This window comes from Lactonifactor sp. BIOML-A5, from assembly GCF_009677585.1.
Classification (GTDB): domain Bacteria; phylum Bacillota; class Clostridia; order Lachnospirales; family Lachnospiraceae; genus Lactonifactor.
This window is the reverse complement of the sequence record NZ_WKYV01000029.1, coordinates 18,269-41,594: the sequence shown is the minus strand read 5'-3', so window position 1 is coordinate 41,594 and position 23,326 is coordinate 18,269. Positions and strand designations below refer to the sequence as shown.

Here is a 23,326-nt window from a genome sequence, read left to right as displayed (position 1 = left end):
CGTTAATTTGAAACATCACACTGCAAAGTTACAAGGCTGTCGATATCTGCTGCAGATAAATAAATTACTTTTCCGGTCTTATCAAATTCTACGGTATTTCCATCCTTGTCCTGCATATACCATGAATAAGTAAGACTCTGCGTTTCCATAGACTCCTGCCAAGTCCCGCTGTAGTCCATCAATGTTACTGTTTGATTTTCATGGTCTATCTTGTACCAGTAGTCCCCATTACTTGGGGATGTAGGTGCTGTTTCACTGATTGGACCAAGAAGTGGATCAACTTCTTTCTGATTCGTCCGCACAATCACGTAAGGAACAACTCCCCCCTGATTGTTCTTTACCGTAAAACCGCCAATCGAAAGCATCTCCGACACATACGGGTCTGATTTATCTTCTACGGTAATCACATCCACGTAGGATTTACTGTTATAAGTCATGGTGCATCGGTAAGACTGAATATTTACAATATCAGAACCGTAAACCGTAAGTGTGGTTGATGTTGCTCCACTAATGTTCGTCCATGTACCATTCACATATTTCGCCCACTGATAAGTGGCACTCGTGATGGCTGTCGTTCCGCTGTAGGCAGAAGTTGCAAGGATCAAGGAACCAGATTGGTTAACTACGATAGTTCCATTCGGTGCATAAACAGAAAAAACAACGGCATTCGTTCCGTTGCTTCCATTGCTACCCTTATTTGATTTTGTCCATCCAAACTTTTTCACGACAGACTTACCGGAAATGGTAAAGGTAAGATCAATCGTTCCATTTAGTACATCTGCACCGCCAAGTGTCGCGCCGGAGGCAACGGTCAGAACTAAAGAACCTGTTGCTGTAGCTGTCGCAGCAGTGTTGGTTTTCACCGTCATTCCAGTTGGAAGTATCCCTACCGCACAAGTGCAAGCAGTCTGTGTAATTCCCACATACCCTGCAAATGGAATGGTGATGGTAAGTTCTTCAGCTACTGCTCCGGCAGCGGTACAGGCAATGGTCTGAGCTTCATTTCCAAGAATAATGGAAAGTCCGCCTGTTCCGACACTACCCGAAGCCCCTTGCTCCCCTTTCGCACCATCATACATTTTTGTAATGGTAATGGTATCATAGACATCTGCATCGTCCGTTACCAGCTTGATCTGCGCTACATTATTTACGAATACATCATGGGCAGGTTTTACTACCAACGTTCCACTGGTGACATTACTGTTATCCGTAGTGGTTGGATAATCCGTCCATGTACCGGAACTGTTTTTATACTGCCACTTGCTGATGGTCACGCCCTGTACCTGTGCAGTAAGGATTGCCTGCGTAGCACCCACCAGAGCAGAACTGGTATTATACTTAAACACATAGGTATCTGCAGTCACATAAGCCAGTCTGGCATTTTCTGCATTTTTTACCAAAGTGTAGGTGATATCTGCAGAAATATTGACGGTGTTCTTCGTTTCCGAATCGTAATAACTAATATAGCAGATATAAGTAATCATGCCAGAGGAAGATGATGCCAGCATATCTTTGCTTACCGTAAGAATACCACCCGATGCACTCTCTCCGGATGCAAGAGATGCTTCTGCACTAGTTCCATCTTTTCGTTTCCATGTAATCGTAAGGCCAGATGCATTTAGCGCCACGTTGGTCTGGTCTAAGAAAATGACCGGAGTCAGCACAAGATTTGTGGTTGCCCAGCTTGGAGCATACGTGTGTGGCAGCACGTTTGGATCCTCACTCTGCGTCTTTGGCAGATTGGAAGTAATATAAGCCGACAGCTTTCGCTGATCCGTAATGTCAACGAAGGTCTGCTGGCTGGAAGTTAGAACTGTAGCCATGTATATACCCTCCTAATTTATTTTATAATGAAGAAACCTTCTTTATCTATTTGATATATTCCATCATTTACGACATTGATAGAATATCCTCGTTTCTTTTCTTCTTCATGCATGCGTTTCCATTCCAACGCCTGTCTATGAATTTCTTCCTTCATTTTTAACCATTCTTCATCTCTAACAATTTTCTCCATTTTTGTACCTCCTGTATTAAAAAATTTTTCATTATATAACGTAATGAAAACAGGAAAAAGTACAAAAATTTTCAAATTTTATAAATTTATTTCACAATAAAAGGATGCGTTGTCATGCACATCCTCCGTAGTAATGATGACTGATTTCATTCCAATGTGCTGGCTGTCCCAATCAGCATCAGCAGTCTCATTGTTTGATTTTCTATGCCAGATGAAGCAGGAAACATCCAACGTATCGGTGATATCCTTATCCCAGGAATAGACCTTACACCGCATGGTACTCTGCTGTCCTTTATCACGGAAAATGTTCACGCCATCCACCACAAGTTCTGTCCGGTACATCTTGGAATTATTGATGTCATCCACCTTCCCGGAGATGTTCTCAATCTTCACGGTCTGTCCCAAGATATCCTGTTCCAGAGAAGTCAGATTGTCATTCTGTTTTGCAGAAATGGAACTCAGCGTGACACCGCTTGCACCAATGGTGATGGTGTTCCCGGACGGGTTCAGATAATCTTTCGTCTTCTCAACACATAGATACCTGCCATCAATCCCATGTGGCGGTGACTTGCAGTACACATACTGCCTTGCCCGGATATCCCCGATGTCGGCTCCGGTATCAGACTCATCTACAATGGTAAGTTCCATACTGGTGATGCCTTTGGCAAGTTCTGCGATTCTGGCTTTGGATTTCGTCAGAAGATTTCCCGGTACGGTCACATCCTCCCAAATTTCCGTAGTCCAAATCCAGCCGATCTCTTCCACGGCTTCTTCATCATACACATAGTTCACACCACCGTTGACTCCGGCAATGCTGACTCGCTCATCGGTTTCTGTTTCATTTCTCTCTTCATCGGTAACGGTGATCTTTGCTCCCAAAGGGATAAGGGCTGTGTAACGTTCTGTATGATCCCGGTTGATTTTCACATCCAGAAGGTTCTTTCCATACTCCACAGTCTGTAAAGAATAAGCAGTATAATCAGAAAGATAATCCAGCACTTTCCCTTCATCGGTGTATCGCACCCGCAGATAACCTCCGTGGGTTTTGATTAGCTTTTCTTTAATCGCATCCAACGTCACGGAATACTCCGAATTGCTGTATGCGATATAATCATTTTCATCTGTGACCGTCACTTCTCCAATGGTGAACTGCTTCTTTTCTTCTACAGATTTGTTATGTTCTGTTACGAACAATTCCAGAAGTCCCCGGAGCGTTCCTTTATATTCATAAGGCGGTTGAAGGGTATCTTTCAGATAGGCAAGTGCTGATTCACAAGTCCATGTATGGCTGTTGTAGAAATCACTGCCATCGTCAAGCGCACGTCCTTCAAACACCGTAACTTTTCCTTTTTTGCATTCGATGACTGAAGCCATCGGTTTGATGCTATCCAAATATGGATGATTGAACGGTGCAGACAGAGTCAGACTGTCGATATTTTCCGCATCCTCATTTATCTGTGCCTGCGTAATTGCAAGTTTGGATAAGTGTGGATGATAGAAAATCGCACCATCCACATAGATGCGAAATAAACTCATAGCCTACCCTCCCTGTATCGAAATGTGGTTGTTCCGGTTCCTGTAACCGTAAGTGTATTTTTTCCTTCCTGTAGTTCCATCTCCGGAAACTCCCATATCCCGGCACTGACGGATTTCTGAAACGTATCTTCTCCAACCTTCCATGAAAAGGCAGTCTCCGCAGTCGTTGTGATTACAGGAACTACTGGCATATAGTCATTGGTAAGCGTGACAGTTCCGCTTACCGATACTGCTACGATCGTTTCTTTCGTATGATACAGATAGGCGTCTCCATCCGTGCAGGATAACACCAGCTGCCCTTTATGACTTTTCGGATCATACGTTGGTGAAGCCTCTAAAGTTCCTACCGCATACACATCTGCACTATCGGAACAAATCACTTCACAGAGCCTTCCGGCAAAGCGGTTCACCACTTCACTGACTTTCTGATTAAAGGCTTCTCTTTTTCCCTGCATGGAAAGTGTAATCGTAAAGCTACGAGGCTGATAGGATACACTTCCCAAACTTTCTGTATATCGAATCGGAGAATTTCTTCCCGGAACCACAATCGTATTGGTCTGGGACTGCGGTGTTGGAAAATCAATGTTTTCCCTTATCCATCCCAGACCGTATAATGAAATTCCATTAATGCTTACATCTAAAATCATAAGCTCAACCTCCTGTTCAGCTTCTGTGCCTGTCCCAGCTTATTATCGATTGCCGGAAGCAGATGTCCCACAAGCGTTCCATCTTCCAGGTAGATGCCCTTACTGCTATTGGCAGCGATCACTGCAAGGTACTGTTCCATTGCAGACATATCCAGCCTGCTGGAAAGAATGGACTCCAGATTGTCATAGAATCCTTTCAATGGAAGGATGGCTTCTGCCCCTGCTTCACCGCCTGCCATAATATTTGTACCATTCATACCAAACACCGTAGGACTTGTCATGATACCCCCTTCCTTATACCAGTCAATGGACAGCTTTGGCACGGATGGCGGTGCGATAGACAGGGAACCTGAGATTTTGAAATGTGGGAGTTTAATCTTTGGAAGGCTGATTTTCATGTTCTTAAAGAATCCAGTGATCTGATCCACAATCCCTTTAATCTTATTTTTCGCAGCTTCAATCGGAGTCAGAATGGCGTTTTTAATACCGTTCCACACCGATGTTGCTGTCGATTTAATTCCGTTAAATACAGAAGTCACGGTACTTTTTACAGAATTAAATACATTCGATACCTTACTCTTAATGCCATCCACCACCGTTGCAATGGTAGATTTGATGGCATTCCATACAGAGGAAACCACGGATTTTACAGCATTAAAAACGGTTGAAACAATGGTCTTTATTCCATTCAATACCGTAGATATTTTTGTACTGATCGCTGTCCAGATAGTGGAAATCACGTTCTGGATTGCTCCCATCACGGTTGAAATCACACTGGATACTGCATGGATGGCAGAAGACACCACGGATTTGATAGCTTCCCATACAGCCATGATGATTTCTTTACAGTTCTCCCAAACAAACTGGAATGGAAGGGTAATGATATCAAATGCTGCCTGCAAAATGGAACCAATCAGCATGACTGCCGTCTGTACTACATTACAGATACCATCCCAAACAGATTTCAGATGTTCCCACAGGCCTAAGAACCATGCTTTCAAGTTCTCCACCATCTGTCCAATCCCGGTACAGATGGTATTCCATAGATTTCCGAACCACTCCGTAATGGCTCCCCAATTTTGAACGATAGCAATAAAAGCAGCAATCGCAGCTGCTACCCCTGCAATAATACCGATGATTGGAAGGAGCGATATATTCAATGCACCCACTGATACTGCTACGGCAGCGATCACGGGGACGAGTGCCGTAAACACAGCAATCAATGCCCCAAGGATAATGACAAAATTCTGTACCGGTCCCGGCAGTTTTTCAAACCAAACGCTGATCGTAGTGATCATTGCCACAAGTGGAGGAATGATGGTATTTGCTAGTTCCATCAGTTTTTCTCCCAGCGGAACCAGCGACTGCTGCAGTTTTCTGGTATTGGCTTCCATCTGCTGCATCGGTGTAGTTGTGGCATCAAACATCCCTTGTGCAGAGCCTGCCACACTATCATAGGTGCTTCCTACAGAGGTCAGAGAAGTAATGAACTTTAAGTTCCCGTCCTCTGCCATTGTTCCGAAAGCAAGTGCTGCCATATTTAAGGCTTCCTGCTGATTGGTACAGTTACCAATATCTGCAACAATGGAATCGATAACTTCCTTCTGTGTTGCTCCCCCATTCTGCCAAGAAGTAAACAGTTCCTGCGTTTTTGTAGAAAAAGAGCCGATGGACTCTCCAATCGTTCCATCGGCCAATCGTGTTGTGACTTCATTGATGGCATCGTTTACCTTATCCAGGTTATACGCACCATTCTTCAGTCCGTTATCCAAAAGCTGAAAATACTCAGAAGCAGAATATCCTGCCTGTGAGAACTTGCCAGCGTATTCACTTAGGTTATCACCAAGTTCATTCGTCTTATCCAGACCATTCTGCGTACCCTTTACGATGTAATCCATCGCTTCCTGTGCAGTCAGTCCGTACTGCTGCATGAGGGAATTAACACCACGAAGGGTCTCATTCATATCAATACCGTAAAGTTCATCAAGGGTAATTGCCTGCTGGGTCAGATTGGTAAGATCAGTATCGCTTAAATCCCCAAGGTTCTTTTTTACCATAAGGACTGCATCGGCTACGCTTTCCATGCTTTCCCCGATACCTGCTTCATACACAGATTTAATAACGGAAGCGGACTGCTCGGCAGCTTCTCCGGTCTCGCCAAAGTAGGCATTCACTTTTGTGACTGCATTCTCTGCTTCGGTATAGGCATCCATTGCACTTTCACCGATTTCCGTTATTTTATCCCCGACCGCTGATAACTGATCCGCAGCTTCCATAAGGGCAGCACCCTTAGTTGCTTCTGCGATTTCTCCGATATCCTCGGCGGTATCTTCTGCAGCTTCTCCAGCATCTTTCAAATCTTCAATGAGATTTTTGATTGCCGTACCATCATCGACCGTATCCAAAGCATCCCGTAATTCTTTTACATCTGCCTTACCGCCTGTGGCAGCTTTTCCAATTTTATCAATGGCTGTTTTTAATTGGTCGGAACTGGCACTTCCGCTTTTGATGGCAGACACCAGCTTGCTCCCAAGGGCATCTGCATAATCATCTACTTCTGTCCCGGTCGCATCGAACAATTTCTGAAGCCTTTCAGTATTTGTTGCAAGGCTGTCCTGTTCGCTCTGCAGACTGGACAAATCCGCTTTGTACTGATTTAGCTTTCCTCTCGTTTCTTCGATTTCTCGCTGAAACGCCATATATTTTTCTTCTCCGATATCCCCACGTTTGAAGGCATCTGCCACCTGCTCCTGTGCGGACTCCAGAGCTTCCAGTTTCTCTTTGGTCTGACTGACTGCCTGCGAAAGTAACTGCTGCTTCTGTGCGACCAATACGGTATTGGAAGGGTCGAGTTTCAGCAGGCGGTTCACATCATTTAATGCAGACTGAGTTTTGGTAATCGAAGAATTTACACTCTTTAAGGCTTTATCAAGACCAGTGGTATCACCGCCAATCTCAATCGTAATTCCCTTAATTCTGCCTGCCATCGTCTCACCTCCCGTTATATGTAAAAACGCACCCTTTCAGATGCGTCATTAAAACTTATCAAAATCTTCCTGTGTTGCCACTCGGTTATATTTCACGCCATCATTAGCTCTTTCTGTCCACATATCAATGACAAGACCTACGGTCAATAAATCTAAATCCCGGATAGAAATGCCAATCTCTACACTACGCAGAAGGAACAGTGGCGTTGTCATTTCGCGCTCACTTCTGCCAACCCTTTTTTTGCTGCCACATCCGTCATCATGTTCTCTCCCCACAGTTCCAGAATCTGTGGCAGAACTTCATAAATGGAGAACATATCGAACTGATCCAGCCATTCCTCAATGGTAGATGGAATGGAATTGTCCGCATGATATGCCATGATGTAAGCTACATTTTCAAAGATTTCCAAATCCTCAATCTGGAACTCTGCCCCATCATTTTTCTTCCCTTTGTAGGAAGCCTCCAGCTTGGATAAATCCTTAAAAATATCACGTTTGAACTTTGCCCGGTACAAACGTGGAATGGTTGCGGAAGAACGAAATGGCACGTTCTTTCCGCAGATTTCAATTTCTCGTTTGATCATCCCACGCTACCTCCTATTCCTCTGCTGCTTCAGATGCTTCTGTAGCTTCTGCAGGGATATAAACATTCTTATACCAGTCTGCATAAGCTGTATCATCTGTGGTATCTCCGGTACGAGCCTTTACAAGACCATCGGAACGAGGGTCAGCAGTTACAGAAAGTGTTTCTGTTCCCGGTTCGATCGTATCTTCCTTTGTTTCAGATGCGATAGATGGACGGGATGCACTGCAGTTATAAAGGACATGACGGATGGCATTCACATCGCCATCAAACTCAAAGAGCAGGGCGAACTTGACGCTTTCTGTTACCTTACTGTTTTCCACCAGCACACCTTTGGCATCCAATGCTTCCTGTAAGATTTCTGTTCGGAACCATTCCGGGATAAGGGCAATCTCAAGATCACCGCTGTAACCGTTATTGGTAGAAGAACGAAAATATACAATACCATCTGCATAGAATGGACTGGATTCACCTTCCGCATCCAGACTAATGCTGACTGCGCCCGGAATTGCCTTTGGTGTCGCATAGGTAAAAGTGGTCACTCCATCTTTTACTGTTTCTGTCAGCTTCGCAGCATGCACATTTTTCAGATTGTATTTCACTTTATTTCCCATGAACGTTAAACCTCCATTTCATATAAAACTTCATATAATTTCTCGGACTCAATGAAGGTTTCGGTCTTTTCGTAAAACAGTCCATACGCATCCAATACTGCTTCCACCTGTTCTTCCAATTCCGGCATCTTCTTGTCCGTATATAATTCCACATCCAACTGTTTGGCTTTAAAGTAGACTTTTCCGTCTGCTCCAAAGTTGTTACTGCCGGGTGTTACATAGATTAAAAAAGGCGGTTCCGGGGACTCTCCTTCTGCAAAATGGTGATATGCAAAAGGCAGTTCCATACCGCCTATCATGGTTACGATTTCATCAAATGACATTATTTCAGCCCCTTTCGGATTTCTGCTTCCAGTTCTTCGATGGCATACTCCTCTGCCGGGGCAATGTGTGTAATGCCTTCTACTCTGCCACCGCCACGCTTTGCATGTCCTTTTTCCAGAAGATGGGTAAGTCCCGGCTTTGCACGGTTATGAACAGTAACGCTTACTTGACTGCTTTTGTCGATGGTCTTTTTGATCGTCCAGCCTTTTTTGTAACCGCCATAACGTTCCGGGGAACCCGTCTTTGCAATGTCCTTTGCTTCTTTGGAAACGGTATCCACTGCATTTTTTACAATTTCATCCGTGACTTCCTTGTACTCTTCCAAGGCTTCCATGATGGCACTGGACATATTTCCAATGGATATTTTCTTCGCCATACCTATTCCCTCACAATCTTTTTCCCTGTCAGTTTCAGCTTCCGGTGACCGAACTGCACATCATCCACGCAGGTAATGTTATAAAAATGACCGCCAAAGGAAATGCGGTATTCCTTGCTGCTTAGTCCCTCCAGCTTTTTACACCATCGAATGATAAATGTCAGAATATCTTCAGAACGTACAGAAGGTTCTGTGCCATTTTCACTGCCGGATGCCAGATTGACATAGGCAAAGCAGGAATGAAAATCTACCCAGTCGGAGGTATGATTTCCAATCCCGTCCACCACAGTCTTATGTTCCTGCAGTGTGATCCGCTGTCTCATAGACCCGATATCCATCAGAACACCTCCTTGCGTCTGCTTGAAAGAATACATTTCAGAGTCGGAATCAGTTCTTTGATGTCTGTTCCACGTTTTTCATACAGAACCCCTACCGCATACAATACTGCAGTCTTTGCAACATCTGCCTCTTCCATCAGTTCTTTCCGTAAGATATCACCGCACATCCCTTCTGCCGTAGAAAGTAAAGTGAGGATGAGTGTATCTTCATCCTCAAACTCCACCTTCAGATATTCCTTGGCTTCTTCCAAAGTCACAAGCATGAAGATACACCTCCCACAAAAGGCTACTCTTTCATTGTTAGTGTCTTCACTGCTTCTGGAAGAATTAGTTTACCATCTACTCTCTGGCTGGCAAGGAAACCGACCTGTCCAGTTTTAGCGTAAAGCTCATTCAGACGTTTGAAGGAACGTCCCTGTCTGTCTGCAATCCAGTAGTAAGAGAAGTCACCGAATGCCATCGCCTTTGCACCTGCAGCAAGTTCCGGTACAAAAGAAGATGTGTAGTAAGGACGGTTCAAAATCATATCCGGTACACCTGCCTGTACAGATGGCTGCCAGATATAATTTCCATTTCCATCTTTCAACTTACGAAGTGCCTTCACTGTGGAGTCATTCAAAATCCATACTGCTTTCTTTCTGTATGGAGATTTGAGGGAATAGAATAAATCCATGACATCATCAAAAGTGATGTTTGCACCTGCAGTAGTCACACCATCAGAAGCACCGCCAGTCGCATTAAAAATACCAGTCGGTTTTCCAACGCCATCGCCAAGGAAAAATGCTTCTTCTTCCTTACGTCCGATTCGTCTACCGAACTCTTTTGCAATGTAGTTCTCAAGGTTGAATACATTGTCGTTTAACAGTTCGTCAGAAACTTTAATCATTGTCGCTACTTTGTAGGATGCAATTGTGATCTGTCCGAAGCTGTCATCAGACTCTGGGAATGCTCCCTCTTCATCAATCCAAGATGCTTCACCCTTGGATGCAACTACCGGAATTTTTCTCTCCCCATTGGATGTCTGAATGACTGTTGCAAGACTTCTGAAGAAGTTTTCCTCTTCCAGAGCTTCCACCAGTTTTCTTTCATATTCATCCGGTACGAGGTAGCCACCTTCGGACTCTGTACCTACCTGCAGGGCATTGGATACATCGTAATAATTCTTTTTACGCATTGCATTCCAGAATGCTTTCTTGTACTCATCCCCGGCACGTCCGGTTTTTACATCTCCGTCTACTCTGCCGTTTGGCTTATTGGTAATCGGAGAATTGATTGGTTTATTCAGTTCTGCATCAATGGCAGCCTGTCTTTCCAGACGGTCGATTTCTTTTCCAAGATTGACTACGTCTGCTTCCATACGGTCATAGGTTGCAGTATCCTCTGCAGACAACAGACCGTCCGTTCCTCTTTTGGCATCCAGAAATGCTTTTGCAGCGTCCCACGCCTTTGCTCTTTTTTCTCTTAATTCTAAAATCTTATTCATAATGAAAATCCTCCCTTAATGTGCTAAAAGATTCAGTCGTTTTTCCAACTGTTCAATTGGTGTCTTTTTCTCTGGTTTCGGGATCAGTTTGGATAAAAGCGAATTGGTCACTGCTGCCCTTGAGAACATCACAGCTTCCATCTTCAGTTCCTTTTCTTCCTCATCGTCATCCTCTTCCGGCTCCTCTTCATCCTCGTTTCCTTTGGCAAAGAGGATCTCGTCTGCAAAGCCAAGTTCCACAGCCTTCTTGGCATTAAACCAGCTTTCTGCATTCATCAGATGTGAAATACGGGAACGGGAAAGACCCGTCTTGATTTCATAGGCATTCATGATACTTTCCTTCACCTCATCCAGCATTTCGATGGCTTTTCTCATTTCAGAAGAATCGCCAATCGCAATGGTTGCCGGATTATGGATCATCATCATTGCCACCGGGGACATCTGAACCGTAGTTCCTGCCATTGCAATAACAGAAGCTGCCGATGCTGCCAGACCATCAATCTTCACGGTCACGCTTCCCTTGTAGTCCATAAGCATGTTGTAGATTTGTGCTGCTGCGAACACATCACCACCGGGTGAATTGATCCACACAGTGATATCCCCCTTCCCTGCAAGCAGTTCCTGCTTAAACAGCTTCGGTGTCACTTCATCGCCATACCATGTTTCATCGGAAATCTCTCCGTTAAGAAATAAGGTTCTTGTCCCTTCCTGCTCATTCTTGAGCCAGTTCCAAAACTTACGTTTCATAAGCTCTCTATCTCCTTTCCATGAAAATGGGCATAAAAAATGGACCGTACCCAAACGGATACCGTCCTGCCAATTTCATAGTATTCTATTGTTTTCATTGTGTTAAATTGTGTGTTTCTGACACACGTATTGCAACTTGCTGTTGCATGTTACACCTTTGGAAGGTTGCCTCCAGCATTCCGTGCAAAGGCTCCTGCTTCCGATAACTTTGTCATGCTGCCGTTGACCAGATATAAATCGCCGCCAGCTTCTGCCGGGATTGGATTCATATCTTCCAGTTCACGGATATCATTTGCTGACATCCATCCGTTCTGTCTTGCAACAGAGTAGCCATTCATACGGCTCTGGTAATCTCCACGAAGTAGACCGTCCACGTTCAGTTTGATAAAATAATCTTTCTTCTCCTGTGGAAGAAGCAGGTCTTTCATCATAGCCTGTTCCCACCTGCACACCCAAGGGTCTAGGGTGTATTTGACAAATTCCAGAGACTGCTGCTCGATATTGGAGAAGCTAGACTTTTCCAAATCCCCGACCATGTGTGGTGGAATACGATACATTCGTGCAATCTCATTGATCTGAAATTTTCTTGTTTCCAGAAACTGTGCTTCTTCCGGCGGTATACCAATCTGCTGGTATTTCATGCCCTCTTCAAGAACAGCTACTTTACCTGCATTTTTAGAACCGCCATACACCGAATGCCAGCTGTCCCTTACCTTTGCAGGGTCTTTCAATACCCCCGGATGTTCCAAAACACCGCCCGGTGTCGCACCGTTCGCAAAGAAACTGGCACCGTATTCCTCACAGGCAATCGTCATACCAACTGCGTTCTTCGCCATCGCAATCGGGGAATACCCAATCAGACCGTCGAATCCAAGTCCCGGAATATGCAACACTTCTTCTTTCCGAAGAATAATATCTCCGTTTTCTTTGAAGTTTGGATTTTCCTCTGAATTTCTGGAATAGAGATAATAAAGCTCTCCGTTCTCTGCACGATCCACCTGCACCTTATCCGGGAGTAGTGGGTACAGAGCAAGCACCTGCCCTCGTCCGTCACGGATAATTTGTGCGTAGGCATTACCCCAGATAAGCAGATGGCTCATTAGAGTTTCCCGGAATACAAAGGAAGTCATTTCCTCATTCGGTGCATCGTGCAGCACGTGATAAAGCGGATGATCATACACACGCTCTTTCCCAGTATTGGTATATTTGTAAATATTTAATGGCAGTGATGCGATTGCCTCAGATAGAATTCTAACACATGCATACACCGCTGTTGTCTGCATGGCAGTTCGTTCATTGACAGGCTTACCGCTTGTACTTCTGCCAAACAAAAAAGAAAGAGCCGAACCTGCGTAACTGTTTGTGGGTTTGTCCCTTGCCTGTCCAAAACCAAATAAACTCTTGATCCCCATATGACACCTCCTAAAGAAATAGAAAAAACACCTATTTTGAATTCACATGCTTTTCAAAATAGATGTTCTTTATTATTATGAATCATACAATCCAGCCTCTTTCAGGTCTGTTGTAGCATCCATCATTATTTCACTTGCTTTTCGTTCAATAAGGTCCAACAAATTTCCCTTACTATCAAACAATTCCTTTAATTCATTTCCGCAGATAGATATTATCACTACTTGATGTGAAAGGTAATATTTTACCGCTAACTCTTTAAAAGTAGAAGGACCTTTTTCTTTAGAAATGATAATTCCAAACTTAATACAATTACCATTCCCACCTCCGTTTGCAGTAGTAATAATACTATGTAATTTTGACATATATCCTCCACTTGGAGTCTGGCTTTCATTCTTACATTCAATAAAGAATCTTGCACCAATCGTGTCAAAAATTCCAAACTTCAAATACATTTTGTTTCTTACACAGCAATCAATCTGGTTTGTTGTTGTCCGGATTCCTGCCGCTTTAAAAATAGGACATAGATTAAAAAGATACTCTGTCAGATTTTCCAATGTATCCCCAATCTTTTTTGTTGTTCCTTTACGACTTGCAATAGATGAATACATATCTCTTAATTTTTGATATTCATCATCAGTTGGATGGAACAAATACTCATTAATATTACCAGCTAGAAAAATGGTTTCCATAGAATCCTCAGGGACAACAGCCCTAGCTGATAAATCCAATCCTTCCTGCTGCCCTTCTATAAAAACACTATCATCTTCCAGTGCATATATAAGCTCAATATCACTTGCTTCTACCTCAATTTCCTCATTGCAACCGTAACATTCAAACGGCTCTGAGGGAATGTCTGCAACAGAATCTACCCTTTTTATGAGCATACCGCATTCTGGGCATCTAATTGTATAGAATACTTTCAATAGTCCTATTTCTTTACACTTTGTTAATACCCTGCTTGCCAACTGTGGCGAAATTCCTAGTGCCTTAGCTACTTTTGACACAGTTATATTTTTCGTTGCACCGCCAATCAAATTACTGAAATACGCCTCTAATGCCTGTATCTGAACGTCATTCAGCATTCCCTGCAGTGCTGATAAGTGAGAACAATACATGGATAATATCCTCCTCCATTGTATACTCTGTAAATTTAAGTATACAGTAATCCTTATTCACTACTATTTTTACCTTAAACTGCTTAGAACAATACATCTTATTTCTTGCAAACATAAATGTGACGCCATCACATGCCTGACTTTTCTGCAACATTTTTTTATTATCAAAGAAAATTGCTTTTGACTGAAGCGGTTCTTCTAATGCAGCTGTCTGTTCAACTTTCGAATCTTCTTCGTCTGTAGCATTCAGCTTAAGAGGATATGCTTCTCTATCCTTGATAAATATATTTTTATCTGGATAACTGATAGAAAAGTATTTTTCTACCATATTCAGCACATTTGACTTTACATCTTCCTCATATGCATGCTTCAGATTACAAACTTTATGCATTAAACAGTCAACAATTCCATTGATCTCCGTGTTTTTCTGATCCATCAATTCTATAATCTCTTTTGGTGTCTGTGTATATCGCTCCAACATACAATACAATCTAGATTTAAATACAGTTTCTGCCTCAAAACTCTTTTTTGTAGCAATCGATAACTTTTCGCATACCCATCTTATAGCTTCAGCTGTTTCTTTTTCAGATTTAGTCGATGTCGCTGCTTCTAAAACAAAGTTTTCAGCATATTTATATAATCCAGATTTTGATTTTGAACGTGATGTGATAATCCCCATGTCGCAGTATATATCAACAGCTATTGGATATGGGACTGTTGCTGAACCATGTTTTTTATCAAAAGTGCATAACAATTTACCCATATACAGCCTTATTCTTCTTCCATACTCCCATTCATTCGTTATCTCATAACGAAACAGGCGCAATTCACTGGAATACCCTTTATTTAAATGCCTGTTATTTTCATCCACTATCAAGGGTTCCATAATTTTTTTTACATATTCATCATCACTCAAAAGATCTGTCAAAAACGAGTCGTCATCTATCAGCTTTATCTGAACATCTTTGATTCCTTCAATCAGTACATGATCCAGCCATTCCAAAACTTCCTCTTCTTTTTCCGGGGATTGATTCGCATAATTTTCAATATCTTGTATTAGCTGCGGTCGATCAACAGTTGTTTTTAGATCTTCCTTCCGCTTTTCTCTTGCAAATTTTTTTAATGCCGGAATCGTAATATAACTCTCGTCTTCATTTGCGAATGTATATGGAATAGAAAACATATTCATGCCTCCTTTTGGTTTTTTTAATTATATCATATTTTCCATATACATTGATACGACATTCTTTAAAATACTAGAATTCCACGGTTATCATATACGCTTCCAGCTGTACCACCATTTCTGATAGCTCTATCTAAAGCCATTACCAAAGCAATACCACCGTCAATTTTCTCCGTAGATTTTTCCTTATCCATTTTGATGTTGCCTGCCGGGTCTTGTCGCACATACACGTTATCCAGCATCCATCGAAGAACCGGATGCCCTCCATGTGCTATCTTCTCTTCTAATGTCAGCTTCATCAGTTCCTTGGTTGGCGGTGACATATCTTTGTATCCCTGTCCAAATGGGACAACAGTAAATCCCATACCCTCAAGGTTCTGTACCATCTGGACCGCACCCCATCGGTCGAATGCAATTTCCTTAATATTATATTTCATCCCAAGGTTCTCAATGAACTTCTCAATAAAACCATAATGAATAACATTTCCTTCTGTAGTTTCCAGAAATCCCTGTCGTTCCCACACATCGTATGGAACGTGATCTCTTCGTACTCGGAGTCTCATGTTTTCTTCCGGTATCCAGAAGTGTGGAAGAACAATATATTTTTCATTCTCTGTCCTTGGTGGGAATACCAGAACAAAGGCTGTAATATCCGATGTACTGGAAAGGTCGAGTCCGCCATAGCATACTCTGCCACGCAGTTCTTCCGGGTCAACCGGGAACGCACAAGCATCCCACTTATCCATCGGCATCCATCTGGTAGACTGCTTCACCCATTGGTTCAATCGCAGCTGACGGAAGATATTCTCTTCTGCCGGATTTTCCTTGGCACTAATGTATGCATTCTGTACTTTTTCAATGGCGATAGTATGTCCCAGAGAGGGGTTCGCTTTGTACCAGCTTGCCTCGCTTCCCCAATCATCATCGTCTTTAATTCCATATATTACAGGATAAAAAGTTGGATCAATCTTTCGACCTTCGATAATATCCAATGCCTTCTGATGCTGTTCGAAGCAGATGGAATTTCGATCTGTTCCTGCAGTTGTAATCAAAAAGTACAATGGCTGTGTTCTGGCATCACCGGAACCTTTTGTCATAACATCAAACAACTCTCGGTTCGGCTGGGCATGAAGCTCATCGAAGATAACCGCATGAACATTGAGACCATGCTTGGTATATGCTTCCGCTGATAATACTTGGTAGAAACTGTTGGTCGGTTTATACACAAGTCGCTTCACGGACATAACTGGTTTGATACGTTTCTTTAGTGCCGGACACTGATCCACCATATCAACCGCAACATCAAATACGATAGAAGCCTGCTGCCTGTCTGAAGCACATCCGTAAACTTCCGCTCCCCACTCCCCATCACCACAGGTCATGAGTAGTGCAATCGCAGCTGCCAGTTCTGATTTCCCATTCTTCTTTGGGATTTCAATATAGGCTGTATTATACTGGCGATACCCGTTGTCCTTGACCGTTCCAAAAATATCACGAACAATTTTGTCCTGCCAAGGAAGGAGATCGAATGGAACTCCACGCCACTGACCTTTGGTATGCTTTAAGCAGTTGATAAAGTTGACTGCGTGATCCGCTTTCGCTTTATCATACATTAAGCTCCACCTCCCTTAATCAGCAAAAGTTCCATTTCATCACTTTCTTTGTTATCACCATTATCGGTAACAATTCTGCTTCTTGCAGATGGTGTCAGACCGAACTGCTCACAGAATTTATTCATGATCTTTAAGTACGTCTGGGCGATGGATACCTGTGGCACCTGCTGCCAGTAGCCGGATGGAGTCTTTACAATCGTACCATGCTGCGTGATGAACTCTTCTGCTTCTTTCCATCTTGCATAGGCCTGACAGTAACCTGCGAATGCTGCCATATCCACCTCAGTCAGAATACCGAGATGCTCCAGCTGTTTTGCCATCCGCTTCCATTCCTTTTTCGCTTCATCTTCAAGCCAGGAAGGGCAACGTGGTGCCTTCTTCTCCGGCTTCGGCTCCTTTGTATTCAGACTTCTCTTTCCCGGATTTCCTTCCAAAACCTTTACTGCAGTCGGCTTTGGTTTTCTTCCTCTCTGAGCCATTGTCCCCACCTCCTTAAAAATGGCATTAAAAAAAGACCTCCGAAGAAGTCTCACTCATTCTCTCCTACGACAAAGAGAGCCTTCAAAGCTCCCTGTCTGCTGTTTAGTTATAATTATTCAGCAAAATACAAAGTGCAAGGTTTGTCATTTCGTCATCGTCTTCCGGCTTGATGTCCCAGCCTCTGTCGTAAATACAAGTGGCAACACCATCTTTTTCAATCCTCAGTTTTGAAATCTTACCGCCATTGATACCATAAGCACTTGGCTCATCATAGTGTTTTACCCAGTAATGACAAATTCCTTTTCCACCTTTTACATTTCCAATTGAACCTTCACTCCACATATCCAATGCCCTCTTTAGTTTTTCCTTAAAACATCCAGAAACCAATCAGCTTCTTTGTGGTATTCGCCTGTTGCATGTTCCAGCACGTTGCTATCCTCGACAATGTAGAAAAGGTGCTTTCCAACTTTTACAAAAGTTTCATCTTCAAATCCTTTTATGCTGGTGCGATAAATGCATCCGCTTCTGCTTTCACCATCGTAGGATTTTCCATCCCAGCCGTTTAATGTAAAAGTAATTTTTTCTTTTGTTTTGTAAAAGGCTGCTTCAAAATCCTCTCTTGTAATTGCGGTTCTCCATTCTTTCAGTTCAAATTCGTTTCTCAGTTCGTAAACATTTTTCATCGTGCGTTCCTCCGTTTTTCTTTGTTTTCCCTTTCGGTAGTAGCATATTACCTCTGGAACACACATATATCCAGTCAATTCTGGACCATAATGTACACAAACATTTTTAAGAAATTTGTGTACATTTTTTATTCTTCTCCAGTGAGAATGAAACGTGTATATCTATCCTCATGGTCATCAATGAAGAAAACTAATTCCCAAAATTCCATATCGCAGGCAATCTTCTGAACATTGCGGATATCGAACATATTTGTAAGCCCAGTCTCCCGGATGGCAAGAATCTGCTCCTTTACCTTTTCGTCCATCTTCTTTGGAATAACCTGCTCTTTATTCCCAACTCTACAATAAATCGCTGTTCTCATACACTACTCCTCAATTCTCCGGCAGCGGTCTTCGCCGTACACTACATTCAGTCCGCTTCCGTTATCCCATTGAACCATCACTGATCCTGTATCGTCTACACCTCGTACTGTTCCTTTTGTTCCAATTGGCGGTGCCTGTTCATCATCCATCCGTTCAAGTACTACTCTGCATCCCACCGGATACTGTTTTCTTACTTGCTCTACCATTTCTCTGCTTGGGAAAAACATTTTATTCATGAACCTTACCTGCCTTCCCATATTTTTCTTTCCATTTCAGCTTATCCGCTTCTGTTCGGAATGCGGTATGTCCTTTCAGATTTGTAAGAAACGTATTTCTTACTTCTTTTCCATCCTTACCGCCAAATCCAAGTCTTACAAGCCAGCTTCTCATGTAATATTTTTCATTTTCTTCTATGCACTCCTGCGGTTTAATCCGTTTCTGTGTTTTCGCCATCTGAGCGATTGCTGCTACAAGTTTTGTGTACACATTCGCTGTTTCGATTGAAAATGGAAAACCGCAAAAGTTGATTCGGTCTTTGCCTAAAATCAATCCCTCTGTCTCCCCTTCGGAAATCATCAGAATTGTTTCTTCCAATGGCATTCCTTCTCTTGCATTCAGTTTTTCCACAAGTGTATCAGAAACCCAAAGTGCCCTCGTGCCGACTGCTTTTTCAAGAAGGTACTGCTTGCTGTGAATTAGATAAACCAGATTTTTGAGTCCGTCTGCTGTGAATCCTTCCAGCGGAATATCAATATTCAGTTTGTCTTTTTCCCCTTCTGCAATTCCTCTTGCAATCAGTTCACTTTGCATCTGCTTCCCTGCTTTCTCATTTTCAGTTTCAACTACTCCATCCTTGTCAATGGTAAAATCACCGACCTTATAACCAAAGGACGGTGCGCCTACATAAATGGATTTTTCTCCAAGGATTTCTTCCATAGCTTTCACTACATCTTTTCTGTTTTCTGCTGTTGTTTTGAATTTCATATGTATTTCCTCCATTCATTTTTTGTTAGTACATATATCACTCTAAACGGAGGAAATAGCAAGTTAATTATTATATTTTTTCACGTGATTCCGGCAGTATCAAATCCGCATAGTTTATCTTCACACCATCACGAAGAACATACACATCCTCGCCGGAGCCTCTCTGTTCCATATATCTGTTCACGATAACATCCACGAACTTTTCATCCAGTTCAATACCATAACAGATACGCCCGGTCTGTTCACAAGCCAGAAGCGTGGAACCAGAACCAAGAAACGGGTCCAGTACCAGACATCCCATCATGGATGAATTCTGAATTGGATACGCCATGAGAGCAATCGGCTTCATGGTCGGATGGTCTTTGGATGCTTTCGGGCGATCATACTCCCAAATGGTTGTCTGCTTTCTATCAGAGAACCACTGGTGTTTTCCACCTTTTTTCCATCCAAACAGACATGGCTCATGCTGCCACTGGTACGGGCTTCTCCCAAGCACCAATGCATTCTTTTTCCAGATGCAGCACCCGGACAGCTTAAAGCCTGCTGCCACAAACGCCTTACGGAAATTCAATCCTTCGGTATCAGCATGGAACACATAGATGGAAGCATCGTCCTCCATGTTCTGTTCCATATTTACAAATGCTGCAAAGAGGAACTTATAGAAATCCTCATCTGCCATGTTGTCATTTTTAATCTTCCCAGCAGTCTCCTCAACGTTCACATTGTAAGGCGGATCAGTAAGAACCAGATTTGCTTTCTTTCCATCCATCAGAATGTTATAGGTTTCCGGCAGAATGGAGTCTCCGCAAATGACACGGTGTTTTCCAAGAAACCACACATCACCCGTCTTGGCTACGGTCGGTTTCTTTAATTCTGCGTCCACATCGAAATCATCTTCTTTGACTTTCTTATCATGAACCTTATTAAAAAGCTGTTCAATCTCCGGAGGATCAAAGCCAGTAAAGCCAACATCAAATTCTGAATTCTGTAAATCCTCAATCAAATCTGCCAGAAGCTCCTGGTTCCATTCACCGGAAATTTTATTCAGTGCAATGTTCAATGCCTTTTCCTGTGTCTTTGTCACGTCCACAATCGCACATGGCACTTCCGTATATCCAAGTGCAGCTGCGACCGTCACTCTCTGGTGACCGCCAACGATGGTCATATCAGAATTGACTACCACAGGATCGGCAAATCCAAATTCCTCTATGGAATGTTTAATCTTTTCGTATTCTTTATCTCCCGGCTTCAACTTTTTTCGGGGATTGTATTCTGCCGGGTTCAAGTTTTTAATCGGTAAGACCGACAACTTTGCTGTTTTCATATTCTTCATCCCTCCAAAATCTATCCTTAATGTAACAATCGTGACAGCAATACTTTCTGTTCTTATTCCCATAGGAAATAAACGTCTGCCCGCAATGACCACAAACCAGTTCGTACATTGCTTTTTCATTCCGCTTCAATGCTTCCGGGTGCATCTTCCACCATTCTCTTCTGCATTTTTCTGAGCAGAACTTTTTCGGTCTGCCCGTCTTCGGTTTGGTAATTGAACCACCGCAATACAGGCAGGCTTCGCCGCTGTCCATTTTCATCTGTACGTTTTTCGTCAGTGCTGACGTATATCCCGTAAGATTATGGTTTTTGCAATAGTTCCTCACAATGTCACGGGACAGCCCAACCACTGTTCCAATCGATTTATAGCCGACTCCCTTGAGTCGCATCTCCACAATCTGTTTTGCCTGTTGCTCTGTCATTCTTTCACTCCCTTTCAACGAGCATAAAAAAATGAGTAAAAAAGCACCTCTTTTTCGCACTTTTTTACCCATAAAAAACATGGTTTTTATTTACTTTTTAACGAAACTCTTCACCGGAAATTCCTTGAATTTCTAGGCTTTCTTCGTATCAATTCGCACAACCGACCTATCCCCCGTGTTTAATTCTGCGAAAATTCACGTTTGAGGGGGCGGCGGTCTGACCGGGGCAGGATCACAGAGATTTGATATCCCCCGGCATCAGCTACCGGATGTAATATTTGATGAGCGCACCCATCAGCTTTAATCCATCTTCAAAGCCGGAACGATAATATCTTTCTGTTTCTTCCGTAGCTGCATCGCTTACGTTCTCGACATACTCTCTGATAACTTTCTGGTGTTCTTCCGACAACGAAGTAAACACCTTACGATACTTTTCCTCCATTTCATCGTAGTATTCCAGTTCTTCTTTTCTCTGCTGATAGGACTTGGCATCACAAATTCTTTGGTAATGAACCTCCATACGGTGTGACAACAGTTCCCTTAAAAATTGTTTTTCACTTTCGTCCATAGCATCGCCTCCTTCAGCGAGACACTATAAACGAAGCGTTCTTTTTTATCCATACGAAGAACCACCAAGGATTTCTGTTACATTCTGGTAATTAGTAACGATACTCCTGGTATCGGTCTTCCGTCATTGTTTTGCTGTCATGGTGGTGTTTACAAAGAGGCTGCCAGTTCGACTCGTCCCAGAACAACACGGGATCGCCACGATGAGGAACAATATGGTCAACAACTGTTGCTCTCACATATTTTCCTTCCTTCTGGCATTCCACACACAACGGATTTACTCTTAAGAAACGACCTCTTGCCTTCTGCCATTTGCGATTATAACCACGGTTCGCAGCACCTGTTCTTTCACCACGATGCAGGCTTTCATGTTCTTCACAATAAAAGCCTTCCGTCAGATTCGGACAACCGGGATGCTTACAAGGTTTCTTTGGTTTTCTTGGCATTCCAAGTTCCTCCCTTCTATGTCCGTGGCGGTTGAAAAGAGTACGAAACCTCCGCCACGGCATAAAAAAAGAACCGAAGGTTTGTTTCCCTCAGTTCATTTTTTTTGCACTATAACAATAACACACAATTTGGCGTTTGTCAGTCTCGTGTTTGTCTCATATATAATCAAGTCTTATTTTTTCTTTAAGTTATCAATATTTATTTGTATAAATGATCTTTCCATGCTGTTCCCAATGTATCTTTTATCTTCAAGAGTTCCTGAACCGCCCACACCACAAAGCTCTTTCCTCTTTTTTGCTCGAAGTTTTTCTTTTCTTTTTGTAATAGCTTGATTAACTTCACCCATATCAGAATTGAGTATTTCTAACTGTTCTTTATTTTTAATTGTACTGTACAGTTCACAATCCAGATAAATCGTTCCGCATAATTCACATTTTTTACACGAAAATCTTATTCTTTTATTTGGATTTTTCCACAAGAACATTTCACTATTTTTCAAATTCCCTCTACAGGAATCTCTATGACATTTTTTCAATTTTAAACTTGGTTCAAAATAAACGGCTTGTTTACTTATTTCCATAACGTACTCTCCTTCGCAATGTTCACTGAACAAAATCTGCTTTTTCTCAAAACCTTTATTCATTTGTATTATTATATCACTTCCAGAAAAAAAGAAAAGACAGTCGGTTTCCCAACTGCCTCAATTATACTCCTCATAAGCACCTATCTGAATTTGAAGAGCTACTGTTATCTGTTCCATCAGAATGTCATCGGAAATTTCTCCAATCTTCTCGGTCAGTTTCTTTTTATCAATAGTCTCCACCTGTTCTGCTAATGCCATACTCTTTCTATGTAATCCTGTTGTTACAGAATATGGTATCTGCACATGCGTTGGAAGATAAGGTTTCTTCCAAATCTTTGTTGTAAGCGGAACAACCGTAATCACCGGAGAATTTGCATTTGCTTTGTTATTACTCACAACGACTGCCGGACGAATACCGCCCTGTTCACACGAACCCATTTTTACTCCAAAATCAGCATAGTATATATCACCACGTTTACACATAAGCATCCT

The 23,326-nt window shown here is 42.6% G+C and carries 30 protein-coding genes; all 30 read right to left on the bottom strand.

Translation table 11 applies throughout. The annotated features are described in order from the left end of the window. Positions 1 to 2: 2 nt before the first annotated feature. The 30 genes from GKG41_RS18930 to GKG41_RS18790 all read right to left on the bottom strand — a co-directional run bounded on the left by GKG41_RS18930 (position 3) and on the right by GKG41_RS18790 (position 23,317). Positions 3 to 1,823, bottom strand: a complete 1,821-nt coding sequence (locus tag GKG41_RS18930; RefSeq protein ID WP_154261414.1) for a hypothetical protein — start codon at positions 1,821 to 1,823, stop codon at positions 3 to 5. 17 nt (positions 1,824 to 1,840) lie between these two features. After that, a complete protein-coding gene (locus tag GKG41_RS18925; protein ID WP_154261413.1) occupies positions 1,841 to 2,014 on the bottom strand; it encodes a hypothetical protein in 174 nt (57 codons plus the stop codon). Positions 2,015 to 2,092: 78 nt separating this feature from the next. Further along, the gene (locus tag GKG41_RS18920) at positions 2,093 to 3,550 is read right to left on the bottom strand and encodes a phage tail protein (protein WP_154261412.1); all 1,458 of its coding nucleotides are present in this window, start codon (positions 3,548 to 3,550) and stop codon (positions 2,093 to 2,095) included. Further along, positions 3,547 to 4,197 (bottom strand): hypothetical protein, encoded by a 651-nt coding sequence (locus GKG41_RS18915; protein ID WP_154261411.1) that lies wholly within the window; start codon positions 4,195 to 4,197, stop codon positions 3,547 to 3,549. The genes GKG41_RS18920 and GKG41_RS18915 overlap by 4 nt, the downstream gene beginning before the upstream one ends. Then, entirely contained in the window at positions 4,194 to 7,184 is a 2,991-nt protein-coding gene (locus GKG41_RS18910) for a phage tail tape measure protein (protein WP_154261410.1), read from the bottom strand. The genes GKG41_RS18915 and GKG41_RS18910 overlap by 4 nt, the downstream gene beginning before the upstream one ends. Before the next feature lie 48 nt (positions 7,185 to 7,232). Beyond that, positions 7,233 to 7,397, bottom strand: a complete 165-nt coding sequence (locus GKG41_RS23210) for a hypothetical protein (protein WP_173015655.1) — start codon at positions 7,395 to 7,397, stop codon at positions 7,233 to 7,235. Continuing rightward, a complete protein-coding gene (locus GKG41_RS18905; RefSeq protein WP_154261409.1) occupies positions 7,394 to 7,768 on the bottom strand; it encodes a hypothetical protein in 375 nt (124 codons plus the stop codon). Before GKG41_RS18905 ends, GKG41_RS23210 begins: the two co-directional genes overlap by 4 nt. 13 nt (positions 7,769 to 7,781) lie before the next feature. Beyond that, entirely contained in the window at positions 7,782 to 8,381 is a 600-nt protein-coding gene (locus tag GKG41_RS18900) for a major tail protein (RefSeq protein ID WP_154261408.1), read from the bottom strand. A 5-nt stretch (positions 8,382 to 8,386) separates the two neighbouring features. Next, positions 8,387 to 8,704, bottom strand: a complete 318-nt coding sequence (locus GKG41_RS18895; RefSeq protein ID WP_154261407.1) for a hypothetical protein — start codon at positions 8,702 to 8,704, stop codon at positions 8,387 to 8,389. Continuing rightward, complete coding sequence (locus GKG41_RS18890; RefSeq protein WP_154261406.1) at positions 8,704 to 9,081, bottom strand: HK97 gp10 family phage protein; 378 nt, start codon at positions 9,079 to 9,081, stop codon at positions 8,704 to 8,706. Before GKG41_RS18890 ends, GKG41_RS18895 begins: the two co-directional genes overlap by 1 nt. Positions 9,082 to 9,083: 2 nt before the next feature. Continuing rightward, on the bottom strand, positions 9,084 to 9,419 hold the full coding sequence (locus GKG41_RS18885; RefSeq protein ID WP_154261405.1) for a phage head closure protein: 336 nt from the start codon (positions 9,417 to 9,419) through the stop codon (positions 9,084 to 9,086). Further along, positions 9,419 to 9,682, bottom strand: coding sequence for a head-tail connector protein (locus GKG41_RS18880; RefSeq protein WP_154261404.1), 264 nt, complete (start codon positions 9,680 to 9,682; stop codon positions 9,419 to 9,421). Before GKG41_RS18880 ends, GKG41_RS18885 begins: the two co-directional genes overlap by 1 nt. A gap of 23 nt (positions 9,683 to 9,705) precedes the next feature. Then, positions 9,706 to 10,902, bottom strand: a complete 1,197-nt coding sequence (locus GKG41_RS18875; protein ID WP_154261403.1) for a phage major capsid protein — start codon at positions 10,900 to 10,902, stop codon at positions 9,706 to 9,708. 15 nt (positions 10,903 to 10,917) lie between these two features. Further along, on the bottom strand, positions 10,918 to 11,649 hold the full coding sequence (locus tag GKG41_RS18870) for a head maturation protease, ClpP-related (RefSeq protein ID WP_154261402.1): 732 nt from the start codon (positions 11,647 to 11,649) through the stop codon (positions 10,918 to 10,920). Between the two features lie 149 nt (positions 11,650 to 11,798). Next, on the bottom strand, positions 11,799 to 13,061 hold the full coding sequence (locus GKG41_RS18865; protein ID WP_154261401.1) for a phage portal protein: 1,263 nt from the start codon (positions 13,059 to 13,061) through the stop codon (positions 11,799 to 11,801). A 75-nt stretch (positions 13,062 to 13,136) separates the two neighbouring features. Next, positions 13,137 to 14,177, bottom strand: a complete 1,041-nt coding sequence (locus GKG41_RS18860; protein ID WP_154261400.1) for a MarR family transcriptional regulator — start codon at positions 14,175 to 14,177, stop codon at positions 13,137 to 13,139. After that, positions 14,134 to 15,360: a hypothetical protein gene (locus GKG41_RS18855; protein ID WP_154261399.1), complete on the bottom strand. Its 1,227-nt coding sequence runs from the start codon at positions 15,358 to 15,360 to the stop codon at positions 14,134 to 14,136. Before GKG41_RS18855 ends, GKG41_RS18860 begins: the two co-directional genes overlap by 44 nt. A 65-nt stretch (positions 15,361 to 15,425) precedes the next feature. After that, complete coding sequence (locus tag GKG41_RS18850) at positions 15,426 to 16,973, bottom strand: terminase TerL endonuclease subunit (protein ID WP_154261398.1); 1,548 nt, start codon at positions 16,971 to 16,973, stop codon at positions 15,426 to 15,428. Next, positions 16,973 to 17,452, bottom strand: a complete 480-nt coding sequence (locus GKG41_RS18845) for a phage terminase small subunit P27 family (protein WP_154261397.1) — start codon at positions 17,450 to 17,452, stop codon at positions 16,973 to 16,975. Before GKG41_RS18845 ends, GKG41_RS18850 begins: the two co-directional genes overlap by 1 nt. A 103-nt stretch (positions 17,453 to 17,555) precedes the next feature. Then, the gene (locus GKG41_RS18840) at positions 17,556 to 17,795 is read right to left on the bottom strand and encodes a hypothetical protein (protein ID WP_154261396.1); all 240 of its coding nucleotides are present in this window, start codon (positions 17,793 to 17,795) and stop codon (positions 17,556 to 17,558) included. Positions 17,796 to 17,809: 14 nt separating this feature from the next. Beyond that, the gene (locus GKG41_RS18835) at positions 17,810 to 18,136 is read right to left on the bottom strand and encodes a hypothetical protein (protein ID WP_199884606.1); all 327 of its coding nucleotides are present in this window, start codon (positions 18,134 to 18,136) and stop codon (positions 17,810 to 17,812) included. A gap of 128 nt (positions 18,137 to 18,264) precedes the next feature. Then, complete coding sequence (locus tag GKG41_RS18830; RefSeq protein WP_347563350.1) at positions 18,265 to 18,498, bottom strand: DUF5049 domain-containing protein; 234 nt, start codon at positions 18,496 to 18,498, stop codon at positions 18,265 to 18,267. A 3-nt stretch (positions 18,499 to 18,501) separates the two neighbouring features. Continuing rightward, the gene (locus GKG41_RS18825; RefSeq protein ID WP_154261423.1) at positions 18,502 to 18,726 is read right to left on the bottom strand and encodes a DUF4314 domain-containing protein; all 225 of its coding nucleotides are present in this window, start codon (positions 18,724 to 18,726) and stop codon (positions 18,502 to 18,504) included. Position 18,727: 1 nt separating this feature from the next. Further along, complete coding sequence (locus tag GKG41_RS18820) at positions 18,728 to 19,483, bottom strand: phage terminase small subunit P27 family (protein ID WP_154261395.1); 756 nt, start codon at positions 19,481 to 19,483, stop codon at positions 18,728 to 18,730. Between the two features lie 70 nt (positions 19,484 to 19,553). Continuing rightward, positions 19,554 to 20,807: a site-specific DNA-methyltransferase gene (locus GKG41_RS18815; RefSeq protein ID WP_154261394.1), complete on the bottom strand. Its 1,254-nt coding sequence runs from the start codon at positions 20,805 to 20,807 to the stop codon at positions 19,554 to 19,556. Further along, on the bottom strand, positions 20,773 to 21,237 hold the full coding sequence (locus GKG41_RS18810) for an RNA polymerase subunit sigma-70 (RefSeq protein ID WP_154261393.1): 465 nt from the start codon (positions 21,235 to 21,237) through the stop codon (positions 20,773 to 20,775). The genes GKG41_RS18815 and GKG41_RS18810 overlap by 35 nt, the downstream gene beginning before the upstream one ends. A 262-nt stretch (positions 21,238 to 21,499) precedes the next feature. Further along, on the bottom strand, positions 21,500 to 21,805 hold the full coding sequence (locus GKG41_RS18805) for a hypothetical protein (protein ID WP_154261392.1): 306 nt from the start codon (positions 21,803 to 21,805) through the stop codon (positions 21,500 to 21,502). A 91-nt stretch (positions 21,806 to 21,896) separates the two neighbouring features. After that, the gene (locus GKG41_RS18800) at positions 21,897 to 22,250 is read right to left on the bottom strand and encodes an HNH endonuclease (protein ID WP_154261391.1); all 354 of its coding nucleotides are present in this window, start codon (positions 22,248 to 22,250) and stop codon (positions 21,897 to 21,899) included. Between the two features lie 173 nt (positions 22,251 to 22,423). Then, on the bottom strand, positions 22,424 to 22,831 hold the full coding sequence (locus GKG41_RS18795; protein ID WP_154261390.1) for a hypothetical protein: 408 nt from the start codon (positions 22,829 to 22,831) through the stop codon (positions 22,424 to 22,426). Between the two features lie 120 nt (positions 22,832 to 22,951). Continuing rightward, complete coding sequence (locus tag GKG41_RS18790) at positions 22,952 to 23,317, bottom strand: type II toxin-antitoxin system PemK/MazF family toxin (RefSeq protein ID WP_154261389.1); 366 nt, start codon at positions 23,315 to 23,317, stop codon at positions 22,952 to 22,954. Between the last annotated feature and the right edge of the window lie 9 nt (positions 23,318 to 23,326).